The following is a 12,532-nucleotide window of genomic DNA, read 5'->3' on the forward strand; positions in this document are numbered from 1 at the left end:
GCTCAATCGAGCGGGATCAGACCAGCCATGTCGTGACGGCCAGCGGCGCTCAGCCCATCGGCGACAGCGACGCGATCCTCTCGACTGCGGTTCTGGCTGACCTTCCATTTGCCTTCGAGACGATCGATGGCGATTTCGACCCCGACGATCCCCTTCAGTTGCGCCTGAATGAAGTCGGCCGGGGCGTCAGCGACCGTCCATGGTTCGGGCTGGCCGTTCTCCGCTGCGGTTGTCAAGGCGGCGAGCTGATCGACCAACCATGAAGGATCGTCGATGACGCGCGTCCTGCCTCGCGCCTGCACCACGACGTAATTCCACGTCGGGACGACCTTTCCGTGGACGCGCTTGCCCGCATACCAAGAGGGGCTGACATAAGCCTGCGGCCCTTGGAAGAGGACGAGTGCCGACGCGCCCGCACGCAAATAGCCAACCTGCTCGTTCGCTCGCGCGAGATGCGCTTTGAGCACGTCGCCGCGCGCTGTGACCTCAAGGCTGAACGGAAGCACGTTCGCGACGATATCCTGCTCCGTCGCCGTCACGAGCGTTGCCAACGGGTGTGCCCGTATCGCGGCACGGAGCACGTCGCGACGGTCTTCACGGAAGGCGGGCGGCCGGTACATGATGCGGGTTGTAAGGTCGTGCTTCGGGATTGGCCATCCTGAGGGAGCCCGCCCTGTCGCGCTGCGCCGACTTGTGCCAGATAGCGGCATGGCTTCCGCTCCCCTTCGCTCCCCGTCGAACTCACGCTTCGCGGCGTGTTGCTGGGTGGTGTCATCACCCTGCTGTTCACCGCCGCCAACGTCTATCTCGGGCTGAAGATCGGTCTGACCTTCGCCACCTCGATCCCAGCCGCGGTGATCTCGATGGCGGTGCTGCGCGCATTTCGCGATTCGACGATCCTCGAGAACAACATCGTCCAGACCGTCGCCTCGGCGGCGGGGACGCTGGCGGCGATCATCTTCGTGCTGCCCGGGCTGGTGATGATCGGTTGGTGGCAGGGCTTTCCGTTCGTCACCACCGCGACGATCACCGCGACTGGCGGCATCCTCGGCGTGATGTTCTCGGTGCCGCTGCGCCGCGCGCTGGTGGTCGATACCGTCTTGCCCTTTCCTGAAGGCCGCGCCGCCGCCGAGGTGCTCAAGGTCGGCGAGGAAAGCCGCCATGGCGGGGCGGAGAGCGCCAAGGGGCTGTCGGCGATCGTCGCGAGCACGCTGGCGGCCGCGGGCGTCTCGATCCTGACGCAGACGCGGCTGATCGCGGGCGAGGCGGCGCAATTCTTCCGGGTCGGCGCGGGCGCGACCGGGGTGAGCGCCGGTCTGTCGTTCGCGCTGCTCGGCGCGGGGCATCTGATCGGATTGTCGGCGGGGCTCGCGATCCTGCTCGGCGTCGTGGTCGGCTGGTGGGTCGTGTTGCCGATCCTGACTGCCGCCGCTCCGCAGGCCGGCGACGTCGCGGCGTGGGCGAACGGGGTGTTCCGCAGCGACGTGCGCTTCTTCGGCGCGGGCGTGATCGGCGTGGCGGCGATCTGGACGCTGCTGCGGATCGCACGACCGGTGATCGGCGGGCTGCGCGCGTCGCTGACCGCATCGCGCGGCGCCAGCGTCGCGATCGAGGAACGCGATCTGCCGATCGGCGTCGTCGCGGCGGTGAGTCTTGCGACCTTGGTGCCGATCGCTGTGCTGCTCCATTCGATCGTGAGCGGCGGGCCGCTTGCGGGGCATGAATGGGCGCTGGTCGCCGGCAGCCTGCTGTTCGTCGCGGTTATCGGGCTCGTGATCGCGGCGGTGTGCGGCTATATGGCGGGGCTGATCGGCGCGTCGAACTCGCCGGTATCGGGGATCGGCATCCTGTCGGTGATCGCCGCCGCGACTTTGCTGGTCGGGCTGTTCGGGCGCGGTGGCGAGGTCGCGCAGACGCAGGCCCTGGTCGCCTATGCGTTGATCGTGACCGGCATCGTATTCGGCGTCGCGACGATCTCGAACGACAATCTGCAGGACCTCAAGACCGGGCAGCTGGTCGGCGCGACGCCGTGGAAGCAGCAGGTCGCGCTGGTGATCGGCGTCTGCTTCGGATCGGTGGTGGTGCCGCCGGTGATGCAGTTGCTCTACACGTCGTTCGGCTTCGCGGGGATGCCGGGCGCGGGGCCGAACGCGCTCGCCGCGCCGCAGGCGGCGCTGATCTCGGCACTGGCGCAGGGCGTGCTGGGGGGCAATCTCAACTGGACGATGATCGGCTGGGGTGCGGTGGCGGGCGCGGCGGCGATCGTGCTCGACGAGGCGCTGGGGCGGGCCGGGCGGCTGCGGCTGCCGCCGCTGGGCGTCGGGCTCGGCATCTATCTGCCGATGAGCGCGACGCTGACCGTGGTGGTCGGCGCGGTGATCGGCCATTTCTATGACAAGCGCGCCGAGGCGCTACCCGACGCCGAGGCGGCGAAGCGGCTGGGCGTGCTGACAGCAACGGGCATGATCGTCGGCGAAAGCCTGTGGAACGTCGTCTTCGCGGGGATCGTCTATGAGAGCGGCACCGAAACGCCGCTGGCGCTGGTCGACGGGTTCGAAGGGCCCGCGCTAATCGCGGGGACGTTGCTGTTCGCGCTGGTCACGTGGTGGCTGTACCGACGCACGCGGCGACTGCACGCGGCATGACGCGCGTCGGGCTGCACTGGACCGGCAATCGCGGCGCGGGGACCGCGACCTATACCAGCTATGCGCGCGATCATGAGATTGCGGCCGAGGGGAAGCCGGTGATCGCGGGATCGTCGGACCCGCGCTTCCGTGGCGATCCGACGCGCTGGAACCCGGAAGAGCTGCTGCTCGGCGCGGTCAGCGCCTGCCATCAATTATGGTATCTGCATCTCTGTGCCGATGCCGGGATCGTCGTCACCGACTATCGCGACGAAGCGGATGCGGTGCTGACGCTCGACGAGGACGGCAACGGCCGCGTCACCGAAGCGACGCTGCGCCCGCGCGTGACGATCGCCGCCGGGGGCGATGCCGCGCTCGCCGCGGCGCTTCACGACGAGGCGCAGCGACGCTGCTTCATCGCGCGCTCGGTCGCCTTCCCGGTGCGCCACGTGGCGGTGATTGCGGTCGCCGCGGTATGTTCTGATTAACCATCTCCCGGTAAGATGCGGGACATGATCACTTCTGGTCATCCCCGCTCGCGAAGCGTCTTTCGGTGACCGGCCTTCGCGCCTCGCCGCGACTGCTGGTCGTGCTCGCCGCGCTGGCATTGCTGGTGCGGCTGCTGGTGCCGGCCGGGTTCATGCCGCAGGTCGCGCACGGGCAGGTCGCGATCGTCGCCTGTCCGGGCATGGCGATGGTCAGCGAGGCGCACCATCACGCGCATGACGCGCCCGCGCACGATGGCTTCGAGCGCCCGTGCGCCTTTGCCGCGGTCGCCGCGCCCGCGACGTTGCTCGCGATCGTGCTGCTGTTGGTCCTGCCGTCGGCGGCAGTGGTCCGGCAGCTCTACCCCTCGCAGCGGCACCTGCCCCGCGTGTCACGCTCCGCTGGCGGCCACCGCTTCGCGCACCCCCGACGATCCTCCCGACTCGCTGACCCGCTGTCGCGGCGCACTCCAGGCGCGCCGAACCTGAGGATATTTCATGACATCTTCCCGTCCGGCCGCGATCGCGGCCGAACTCCAGCGCGCGGTGTGGCGCTGGCACTTCTTCGCCGGCCTGCTCGTGCTGCCGTTCCTGCTATGGCTGGCCGTCACCGGCGCGCTCTATCTCTACAAGCCCGAGATCGAACGGCAGGTCTATGCCGACTGGATCCATATTACGCCGGGCCGTCCGACGCTGCCGCTCGATACGCTGGCGACGCGCGTCAGTGCATCGGTCGGCGGCGCGGTGACGCAGGTGCAGAAGCCCGCCGTCCTCGACGAAAGCTGGCGCGTTACCATGCGGCGCGCCGACGGCGACCTGCGGATGGCCTTCGTCGATCCGCATGACGCGCACGTCTTCGGCACCACCAATCCGGGTGGCGTGATGCAGACCGTCAAGCATCTCCACAGCCTCGCGATCACTGGCTGGGTCGGCAATTGGTTGATCGAGATCGCCGCCGGCTGGTCGATCATCCTCGTCGTCAGCGGGCTGTACCTGTGGTGGGGGCGCGGACGAACGGTGACGGTGCGCGGTCGTGCGAGCGGGCGGCTGTTCTGGCGCGATCTCCACGCTGTAACCGGACTGTTTGCGGGCGGGTTGATCCTGTTTCTCGCGCTCAGTGGGATGCCGTGGAGCGCGGTGTGGGGGCACAACGTCCAGGCCGGGGTCGCCGGTGCGGGCTGGGGTCGCCCGGCCGCACCCGGCGGCGAGGGGCACGCCGGGCACGACCTGCCGTGGTCGCTTCAGCAACATGCGATGCCGATGGGACATGACGGCCAGCGTATTTCCGCCGACCGCGCGCTGGCGGCGGCACAGGCGCGCAATATGGCGCCCGACTGGACGCTGACGTGGCCGGAGGGACCCGGCGCGCCGTATCTGGTCAGCGCCGCACTCGGGCCATCGGAGGCAGCGCATGTGGTCTATGTCGACGCCGGAAACGGACGGGTAATGCAGGACGCCGGCTTCAGGGACTTCGGCCGCCCCGGTCAGGTAATCGAGTGGAGCGCCGCGGTCCATCAGGGCAAGGAATATGGCGAGGCGAACCGGCTGATCATGCTGTTCGCCTGCGCCGCGCTCGCGTTGCTGACGATCACCGCGCCGGTGATGTGGTGGAAGCGGGGCCCGCGCGGACGAACCACACTCCCGGATGCGCGGACCGGCACCGGGTTGCTGGCGATCATGGGCGTGGCGGGATTGCTCTTCCCGCTGACCGGGCTGACGATGCTCGCCGCGCTCGGCTATGGTCGGATCAAGGCCGTCGTCGGCGCGGCTCAGGCGAGCCGTGCGCGGAAGAGCTGGCCCTCCTCCACGACATAGACGATCACGAACGCGGCGATGCCGATCGCGAGATAGCCGAGCGTCAGCGGCAGCGTGGTGCCGGCATAGGATTGGCCGATCGCCGATCCGACCAGCACCGCGCCGACGCTGGTGATGAAGCCCTGCACCGACGACGCGGTGCCCGCGATCCGTCCGACCGGCTCCATCGCCATCGCGCCGAAGTTCGATCCGCACAGGCCGATGCAGGTCATGCTGAGCGACTGGAAGACCATGTAGCTGACCAGCGTCTCCCAGCCCATCCAGACGACCGACAGGTGCAGCATCGAGAGGACGATCAGGGCGATCACCGCGGTCTGCGAGATCAGCCGCGTGCCTAGCCGCTCGACCAGCCGGCTGTTCATGAACGACGCCACGCCCATTGCGCCTGCGCAGATTGCGAACAGCACGGTGAAGCGGTCGCCCGCGCCGAATTCGTCGACGAACACCTGCTGCGCCGAGGAGACGAACGCGATGATTCCGCCGAACGTCAGCGAGGCGGCAAGCGCATAGCCGAGCGAATAGCGGTTGGTGAGCGTCAGACGGTAGCTGCTGGAAAGATTGGTGAGCGAAATCTCCGTGCGGCGTTCGACCGGCAGCGTCTCGGGAAGCCGCATCAACGTCCAGACCAGCACCAACCCCGCAAAGCCGCCGAGCGCGTAGAAGACAAACCGCCACGGCCCGATCACCAGCAGCCCCTGCCCGATCGTCGGCGCGAGGATCGGCACGAGGAAGAAGATCATCTGCGCCACCGACATGGTGCGCGCCATCGCGCGACCCGAGGCATTGTCGCGCACCACCGCCACCGCGATCACGCGGGTCGAGGCGGACATCAACCCCTGCAACACGCGCGCGCCGAGCAGCGCGGCGAAGGTCGCGGACGCCGCGGCGAACACGCTCGCCCCGACGAAGCCGATCAGCGTCGCGACCAGCACCGGCTTGCGCCCGTAGCGATCGGCGAGCGGGCCATAAAGCAATTGCCCGACGCCGAACCCCAGCACATAGGCGGTCACCACCCATTGCCGATGGTTCGCCTGATCGATCGCGAGATCGCGGCCGATATCGGCGAGCGCGGGGAGCATCAGGTCGACGCCCAAGGCATTCACCGCCATGACCGCCGCGACGAAGATGACGAACTCGGTCGCGTTCATGCCCGGAGGCGCGGCGTGGGGCTTCATGGAATTCAGGTCCGTTCTCAATCGAATGGCCGGTCGATACTCGGTTGCGGCTCGGTAAACCACGCCGCTCCAGCGTTCGTGACGTAGAAATGATCCTCCAAGCGGATGCCGAAGCGGCCGGGAACGACGATCATCGGTTCGTTGGAAAAGCACATGCCAGGGGCAAGCGGAGTCTTGTCGCCGCGCACCAGATAGGCGGGCTCGTGGATCGACAGCCCGATCCCGTGCCCGGTACGGTGCGGCAGCCCGGGCAGGCGATAGTCCGGCCCCAGCCCCTCACGCACCAGCACCGCGCGGGCCGCGGCGTCGATATCCTCGCAGGGCACGCCGGGCGCGACTGCGGCGAAAGCGGCCGCTTGCGCGGCGTGTTCGATGTCCCAGATCGCGCGCACTTCGTCGGCGACCGTGCCGAACGCATAAGTGCGGGTTAGGTCGGAATGATAGCCGTGGACGCGGCAACCCGTGTCGACCAGCACCAGATCACCCTCCGCCAGCGCGCGGTCGCCGGGCAGCCCGTGCGGATAGGCGGTCGCCTGCCCGAACTGCACCGCACAGAAGTACGACGGCCCGCCGCCGATCGCGCGGTGCGCATCGTCGATGAACCGCACCACCTCGCTTTCGCGGATGCCGGGCCGCAGGATGCGTGCGGCGGCGGCATGGACCGCCAGCGTCATCTGCATCGCCTGCGTCATCAGCGCGATCTCCGCGGGCGACTTGAGCATCCGGCAGCCGTCGATCGCGGGCGCGCCATCGACGGTCTCCAGCCTCGCCCCCGCGAGTCGCCGCGCCCAGCCGTAGAAGAGCATCGGATCAAGCGCGAGCGTCGACCCGGAGGGCAGCGCATCGGCGACGAGCGCGACCGGGTCCTCATCCTCTTCCCACAGCGCGAGGTCGGCGGAGATGGCGAGTTCGGCCTCCAGCGAGCCGCGCTCGAACGCCGGACAGATCAGCCGCGGCGTGCCGGTAACGGGCAGGAGCAGCGCGACCAGCCGCTCGCTCGGGCTCCACGGCACACCGGTGAAGTAGTGAAGCGACGGGCCGGCCTGCACCAGCAGCGCATCGGCGCCCAACTCGGCGGTCAGCGCACGGGCACGCTCCAGCCGCGCATTGCGCTCTGCCACATCGATCGGTGGTGCCTTATTCGCCCAGGGAGTGATGGCGGCAAGTTCCGCCGCCGCGCTGGATCCGCCGATCGTCATGCCACGCTCCGTCAAAATGGGTCAGCCTGCCGAAACAACGGCGGACAATAACATAGGTGGTTACCGCTTCTTTACTTCTCGCTCCCTAAATCGGCGGCAGGGAAGAAAAGAAGAGAGAAGGGCCATGGCATCCAAACCGCTGATCGACAACCGTCGCGAGACCCGCGTTCCGGCCGAGTGCCGTGGCCTGGCACGGCTGGCAATTTCGATCGAAATCCTCGACGCCTCGGCGGCGGGACTGCGCGCGCGTACCGCGATGACGCTGATTTCGGGCACGTTGCTGAAGCTGAGCTTGCCCGGTGGTGCGGAGCGTCACGCGCGCATTGCATGGGTCGATGATCAAATCTTCGGCTGTGAGTTCATGAAGCCGTTGAACAGCAAGGAACTGCGTGATCTGGTCGATGCGACCACCAACGCCGCGCCTTATGCGATCTGTGCCTGACCGGCGGGTGCCAGCGTTATGGTGCGTGCATCGCGATCGACGGTGATCGTCGCGTCGCGAAGCTGCAGGACGAAGCCGGTCGCGTCCTCCCAATCGGCGTCGCGCATCGGCTGACCGTAGCGCCGTAACCAAGTCGCGTCGCGCGCGATGGCGGGATTAGCCAGCGACGCACACGCCGCGCGTCGCTGCGCGAGATCGGCGACGAAGGCTTCCAGGGACCGGTCACGGCCGTTCCAGTCGAGCCACAGCAACTCATCCTGCGCATAGCCGTTGTTGTTGCCGCATTGCGTGCGGCCGAATTCGTCACCGGCGGTCAACAGGATCGTCCCGCGCGTCGCGAAAAGCGTCGCGAGGAGCGCGCGCACGTCCGCGTCACGCGTAGCGCGAACGGTGGCATCATCGCTCTCGCCCTCGACGCCGTTGTCCCACGCGATCTCGCCGGCGTGGCCGTCGCGATTGTCCTCGCCGTTGGCGTGATTGTGGCGCGTGGCGAAGGCGACGGTGTCGGCGAGCGTGAAGCCGTCATGGGCGGCGACGAAGCTGACCCCGCGGGTGCGGTCCCCGAAGATATCGCTGGAGCCCATCAGCCGAGTCGCGAGCGCGCCCGCACTGCCGTCCCCGCGCCAGAAGCGGCGGACGTCGTCGCGGTAACGGTCGTTCCACTCGAGCCAGTCGTCGGGAAACTTCCCCAGCTGATAGCCGCCGGGGCCGATATCCCATGGCTCGGCGATCAACACCCGGTCACGCAGCACGGGGTCGGCGGCGATCTCGGCGAAGATCGGCGCGGCGGGGTCGAAGCCGGGCCCGCGCGCCATCACGGTGGCGAGATCGAAGCGGAAGCCGTCGACGCCCGCTTGGGCGACGAAGTGGCGCAGCGAGTCGAGCGTCAGCGCGCGCACCGCCGGGTTGGCGAAGTCGAGCGTGTTGCCGGTGCCGGCGTCGTTGATGAGCGTGCCGTCGGGCCCGCGTGCATAGGCGGCATCGTCCAGCCCGCGAAGCGACAGCGTCGGGCCGAGCGGGTCGCTCTCCCCGGTGTGGTTGAACACGAGGTCGAGGATCGTGCCGATCCCCGCCGCCCGCAGCGTCGCAACGGTGGCGCGAAGCTCGGCGATGCCGGCGGGCGCGAGGCGCGGATCGAGCGCCATCGGCACGACCGGGTTATAGCCCCAGCCGTTGCCGAGCCCGAGCGGCGGCAAGTGACGCTCGTCGATCCAGGCGACGATCGGCATCAGCTCGACCGCTGCGACGCCGATCCGCTGGAGGTGCGCGATCACCGCCGGATGCGCAAGCGCGGCGATCGTTCCGCGCTGCGCCGGCGGCACGTCGGGGTGACGCATCGTGAAGGCGCGGACGTTGACCTCGTAGATCAGCCCGCCCGGACGGAACAGCGGTGGCAGATCGAGCGGCGCGAGCGGCGCGGTGACGATCGCCTTCGGCACCAGCGCCGCCGTGTCGATCCGCGGCTCGCGCAGATGCGGGTCGTAGGCGAAGCGCCAGTCGAGCGTCACAGCGTAGGGGTCGACCAGCAGCTTGGCCGAGTCCGCATCGGTGCGGAAGCCGTAGCGCGCCCCCTCGCCAACTCCGGCGACATGCGCGTGCCACGCGTCGCCGCTACGCGCCATCGCGACGCGGCGTTCGGCCTCGCCATCAAACAGGCACAACCACACCGCACCCGCGCGCGGCGCGCGAACCGAGAAGTCGACGCCACCGGCGACGAGCGTCGCGGTCACGTCACGACGTCGGGTTGCTCGCGTCCGGTATGTGCACGGATGCCGGCGATCGCCTCGGCCGCGGCGACGATGTCCGCCAGCATCGCGCCGGTTTCCGCATCCATGTCGCCACCGACCGGCTCGTAGCGTTCGAGATAGACACGCAAGGTCGCGCCGCTCGTCCCGGTGCCCGACAGACGGAACACGACCCGGCTGCCGCCCTCGAACAGCACGCGCACGCCCTGATTACGGCTGATCGAGCCATCGGTCGGATCCTCATAGGCGAAATCGTCCGACGCCGCGACGGTAAGCGGGCCGAACGACGTGCCGGGCAGCGTGTCGAGCTTGCCGCGCAGCTCGGCCATCAACGTGTCGGCGGCGGCGCTGTCGACGCCTTCGTAATCGTGGCGCGCGTAATAGTTGCGGCCGTATTCCGCCCAATGATCGCGCGCGATCCGGTCGACGCTCTTGCCGGTCGCGGCAAGGATGTTGAGCCACAGCAGCACCGCCCACAGGCCGTCCTTCTCGCGCACATGGTCGCTGCCGGTTCCCGCGCTTTCCTCACCGCAGATCGTCGCCGTTCCGGCGTCGAGCAGATTGCCGAAGAACTTCCAGCCGGTCGGCGTCTCGAACGACGGGATGCCGAGCTTCTCGGCAACGCGATCCGCCGCGGCGCTGGTCGGCATCGACCGGGCGATCCCCTTCAGCCCGCCGGCATAGCCGGGGGCGAGACGCGCGTTGGCGGCGAGCATCGCGAGGCTGTCCGACGGGGTCACGAAGCGGCTACGCCCGATGATGAGGTTGCGGTCGCCGTCGCCGTCCGACGCCGCGCCGAAAGCGGGCGCGTCGGCCGCCATCATCGTTTCATAGAGTTCGTGCGCGTGGACGAGGTTGGGATCGGGGTGATGCCCACCGAAATCCTCCAGCGGCGTGCCGTTGCGCACCGTGCCGGGCGCGAAGCCGAGCCTCTTCTCAAGGATTTCGGTCGCATACGGCCCGGTCACCGCGCTCATCGCGTCGAACGCCATCGTCAGCTTCGCACCGCGGATTGCGTCGAAGTCGAACAGCGTCTCCATCAGTTCGGCATAATCCGCGACCGGGTCGATCACCTCTACCGTCAGCCCCTCGACCTGCGTCTCGCCGAGCGTATCCAGGTCGATGTCGGCGGTATCGGCGGCGTGCCATTGCGCGATCGAGAGCGTGCGGGCGTGGATCGCCTCGGTGACTTTCTCAGGCGCGGGCCCGCCGTTCGCGACATTGTACTTGATGCCGAAATCTTCGTCCGGTCCGCCCGGATTGTGGCTCGCGGAAAGCACCAGCCCACCGAGCGCGCCACGCTTGCGGATCACGTTCGAGGCAGCGGGAGTCGACAGGATGCCGCCCTGCCCGACGACGACCCGCGCGAAGCCTGCCGCCGCCGCCATGCGGATGGCAGTCTGGATGATCTCGCGGTTGAGGTAGCGGCCGTCGCCACCGATCACCAGCGTCGCGCCGTCCTTGCCGTCGACCACGTCAAAGACCGACTGGATGAAGTTCTCGGCATAATTCGGCTGCTGGAAGACCTTCACCTTCTTGCGCAATCCGGAGGTGCCGGGCTTCTGGTCGGTGAAAGGCGAGGTCGGAACGGTACGGATCATGCGGACAGCAGCTCCCGGTAAAGATCGGCATAGCGGCGTCCGCTGGTCGCCCAGGAGAAGTCCGCCGCCATGCCCGCGCGCTGGATCGAAGCCCAGCGATCGGGCGTGGCATATAATTGTATCGCAAGCGCAATGGCATGCGCCAGTGACTCATGCGTGACGGTGCCGAATTGCACCCCGGTCGCCACGCCCGCGTCGAGCGCTGCGGCATTGGCGTGGATCACGGTATCGGCCAGCCCGCCGGTGCGCGCAACGACGGGCACGCAGCCATAGGCCAGTCCGTAGAGCTGGGTCAGTCCGCACGGCTCGAACCGCGAGGGGATCAGGATCGCATCCGCGCCGCCCTGCATCAAGTGCGACAGCGCCTCGTCATAGCCGATCCGCACGCCGACCTTGCCGGGATGCCGCGCCGCCGCCGCGTTGAAGGCGTGTTCGAGCCACGCGTCACCCGATCCGAGCAGCGCGAGGCGACCGCCACCCGCGACCAGCGCGTCGATCGTATCGACCAGCACGTCCATGCCCTTCTGCCACGTCAGCCGCGTGACGACGCAGAACAGCGGCCCGTCCCCGGGTTCGAGCGAAAAGGCAGCCTCCAGCGCGCGCTTGTTGGCGACGCGGTGGGCGAGGCTACCCGCATCATAGCGTTCCGGCAGCGCGGTGTCGGTTGCGGGATTCCACACCGCCGGATCGATGCCGTTGACGATCCCCGAGACCCGTTCACGACGCGTGCGGATCAATCCCTCCAGCCCCATACCGAAGTCGGGGCGCAGGATCTCGGCGGCGTAGGTCGGGCTGACCGTAGTGATCGCGTCGGCGGCCTCCAGCCCGGCCTTGAGATAGCCGACGCCACCATAATATTCGACGCCGTCGACCGAGAAGGCGCGGTCGGGAAGCGCCAGCGAGCCGAAGATGCTCGCATCGTAGCGCCCCTGAAAGGCGATGTTGTGGATCGTCATCACCGATCGCGCGCAGCGCCCGCCCGCCGGGGCGAAGCGGAGATAGGCGGGCGCGAGCCCGGCCTGCCAGTCGTGCGCATGGAGCACGTCGAAGCGAAAGCCCTTGACCGCGCCCGAGGCGAGATCGGCCGCCGCACGCCCGAACGCGGCGAAACGCCGCCAATTGTCGTCCCAGTCGCGTCCGGAGGGATCGCCATACGGCCCGCCCTCACGCGCGAAATAGCCCGGCGCGTCGAGCACCAGCAGTTTGTGGGCGCCGATCGTGCCCGACAGCAGCCGCGCGGGCGCACCGATCAGGTCCGGCCAATCGTGGAGCACCGCCGAGCCCTGCACCGCCGCCATGACGCGTGGATAGCCGGGGACCAGCGTGACGACGTTGACGTCATGCGGCGCGAGCGCGGCGGGCAGCGCGCCGACGACGTCGCCCAGCCCGCCGGTCTTGACGAGCGGATAGGCTTCGGACGCGACCGACAGGACCGAGATCGTCATG

11 protein-coding genes are annotated in these 12,532 nt (G+C 68.6%); 4 read left to right on the top strand and 7 right to left on the bottom strand.

The features are described 5' to 3' along the window. Positions 1-2: 2 nt before the first annotated feature. Positions 3-620 carry an FMN-binding negative transcriptional regulator gene (locus tag QP166_RS16180; RefSeq protein WP_333916839.1) on the bottom strand — a complete coding sequence of 206 codons (618 nt, stop codon included), beginning with the start codon at positions 618-620 and terminating at the stop codon, positions 3-5. Positions 621-755: 135 nt separating this feature from the next. Here QP166_RS16180 and QP166_RS16185 point away from each other — a divergent pair, with 135 nt between their 5' ends. Together QP166_RS16185 and QP166_RS16190 are read left to right on the top strand one after the other, a co-directional pair. After that, on the top strand, positions 756-2,645 hold the full coding sequence (locus QP166_RS16185) for an OPT family oligopeptide transporter (RefSeq protein ID WP_443027223.1): 1,890 nt from the start codon (positions 756-758) through the stop codon (positions 2,643-2,645). Beyond that, on the top strand, positions 2,642-3,112 hold the full coding sequence (locus QP166_RS16190) for an OsmC family protein (RefSeq protein ID WP_333916840.1): 471 nt from the start codon (positions 2,642-2,644) through the stop codon (positions 3,110-3,112). Before QP166_RS16185 ends, QP166_RS16190 begins: the two co-directional genes overlap by 4 nt. Positions 3,113-3,150: 38 nt before the next feature. Here the strand turns inward: QP166_RS16190 and QP166_RS16195 are convergent, their stop codons facing one another. After that, positions 3,151-3,489, bottom strand: a complete 339-nt coding sequence (locus QP166_RS16195) for a hypothetical protein (RefSeq protein WP_333916841.1) — start codon at positions 3,487-3,489, stop codon at positions 3,151-3,153. Positions 3,490-3,607: 118 nt separating this feature from the next. On the opposite strand from QP166_RS16195, the gene QP166_RS16200 reads away from it, so the two are divergent. Beyond that, positions 3,608-4,924: a PepSY-associated TM helix domain-containing protein gene (locus tag QP166_RS16200; protein WP_333916842.1), complete on the top strand. Its 1,317-nt coding sequence runs from the start codon at positions 3,608-3,610 to the stop codon at positions 4,922-4,924. Here the strand turns inward: QP166_RS16200 and QP166_RS16205 are convergent. Beyond that, positions 4,879-6,099 carry a multidrug effflux MFS transporter gene (locus QP166_RS16205; RefSeq protein WP_333916843.1) on the bottom strand — a complete coding sequence of 407 codons (1,221 nt, stop codon included), beginning with the start codon at positions 6,097-6,099 and terminating at the stop codon, positions 4,879-4,881. The two genes, QP166_RS16200 and QP166_RS16205, sit on opposite strands and share 46 nt — an antisense overlap. A gap of 17 nt (positions 6,100-6,116) precedes the next feature. Beyond that, the gene (locus tag QP166_RS16210) at positions 6,117-7,298 is read right to left on the bottom strand and encodes a M24 family metallopeptidase (RefSeq protein WP_333916844.1); all 1,182 of its coding nucleotides are present in this window, start codon (positions 7,296-7,298) and stop codon (positions 6,117-6,119) included. Between QP166_RS16210 and QP166_RS16215 the strand changes: the two genes are divergently transcribed. Then, the gene (locus QP166_RS16215; RefSeq protein WP_333916845.1) at positions 7,255-7,740 is read left to right on the top strand and encodes a hypothetical protein; all 486 of its coding nucleotides are present in this window, start codon (positions 7,255-7,257) and stop codon (positions 7,738-7,740) included. The genes QP166_RS16210 and QP166_RS16215 overlap by 44 nt on opposite strands. On the opposite strand, the gene QP166_RS16220 is transcribed toward QP166_RS16215, so the two are convergent. The 3 genes from QP166_RS16220 to glgA are packed head-to-tail and all read right to left on the bottom strand — an operon-like array spanning position 7,722 to position 12,531. Continuing rightward, a complete protein-coding gene (locus QP166_RS16220; protein ID WP_333916846.1) occupies positions 7,722-9,470 on the bottom strand; it encodes a glycogen debranching protein in 1,749 nt (582 codons plus the stop codon). The genes QP166_RS16215 and QP166_RS16220 overlap by 19 nt on opposite strands. Next, on the bottom strand, positions 9,467-11,086 hold the full coding sequence (locus QP166_RS16225; RefSeq protein WP_333916847.1) for an alpha-D-glucose phosphate-specific phosphoglucomutase: 1,620 nt from the start codon (positions 11,084-11,086) through the stop codon (positions 9,467-9,469). Before QP166_RS16225 ends, QP166_RS16220 begins: the two co-directional genes overlap by 4 nt. Continuing rightward, positions 11,083-12,531 (bottom strand): glycogen synthase GlgA, encoded by a 1,449-nt coding sequence (gene glgA / locus QP166_RS16230; RefSeq protein ID WP_333916848.1) that lies wholly within the window; start codon positions 12,529-12,531, stop codon positions 11,083-11,085. The genes QP166_RS16225 and glgA overlap by 4 nt, the downstream gene beginning before the upstream one ends. Position 12,532: the final 1 nt, after the last annotated feature.

Source organism: Sphingomonas sp. LR60, assembly GCF_036855935.1.
Taxonomy (GTDB): domain Bacteria; phylum Pseudomonadota; class Alphaproteobacteria; order Sphingomonadales; family Sphingomonadaceae; genus Sphingomonas.

What these genes read in the sequence shown, in the direction of transcription:
- QP166_RS16200 (WP_333916842.1), top strand. Translation starts at nt 3,608, where the DNA reads ATGACATCTTCCCGTCCGGCCGCGATCGCGGCCGAACTCCAGCGCGCG.
- QP166_RS16225 (WP_333916847.1), bottom strand. Translation starts at nt 11,086, where the DNA reads ATGATCCGTACCGTTCCGACCTCGCCTTTCACCGACCAGAAGCCCGGC.
- glgA (WP_333916848.1), bottom strand. Translation starts at nt 12,531, where the DNA reads ATGACGATCTCGGTCCTGTCGGTCGCGTCCGAAGCCTATCCGCTCGTC.
- QP166_RS16210 (WP_333916844.1), bottom strand. Translation starts at nt 7,298, where the DNA reads ATGACGATCGGCGGATCCAGCGCGGCGGCGGAACTTGCCGCCATCACT.
- QP166_RS16205 (WP_333916843.1), bottom strand. Translation starts at nt 6,099, where the DNA reads ATGAAGCCCCACGCCGCGCCTCCGGGCATGAACGCGACCGAGTTCGTC.
- QP166_RS16215 (WP_333916845.1), top strand. Translation starts at nt 7,255, where the DNA reads ATGGCGGCAAGTTCCGCCGCCGCGCTGGATCCGCCGATCGTCATGCCA.
- QP166_RS16180 (WP_333916839.1), bottom strand. Translation starts at nt 620, where the DNA reads ATGTACCGGCCGCCCGCCTTCCGTGAAGACCGTCGCGACGTGCTCCGT.
- QP166_RS16190 (WP_333916840.1), top strand. Translation starts at nt 2,642, where the DNA reads ATGACGCGCGTCGGGCTGCACTGGACCGGCAATCGCGGCGCGGGGACC.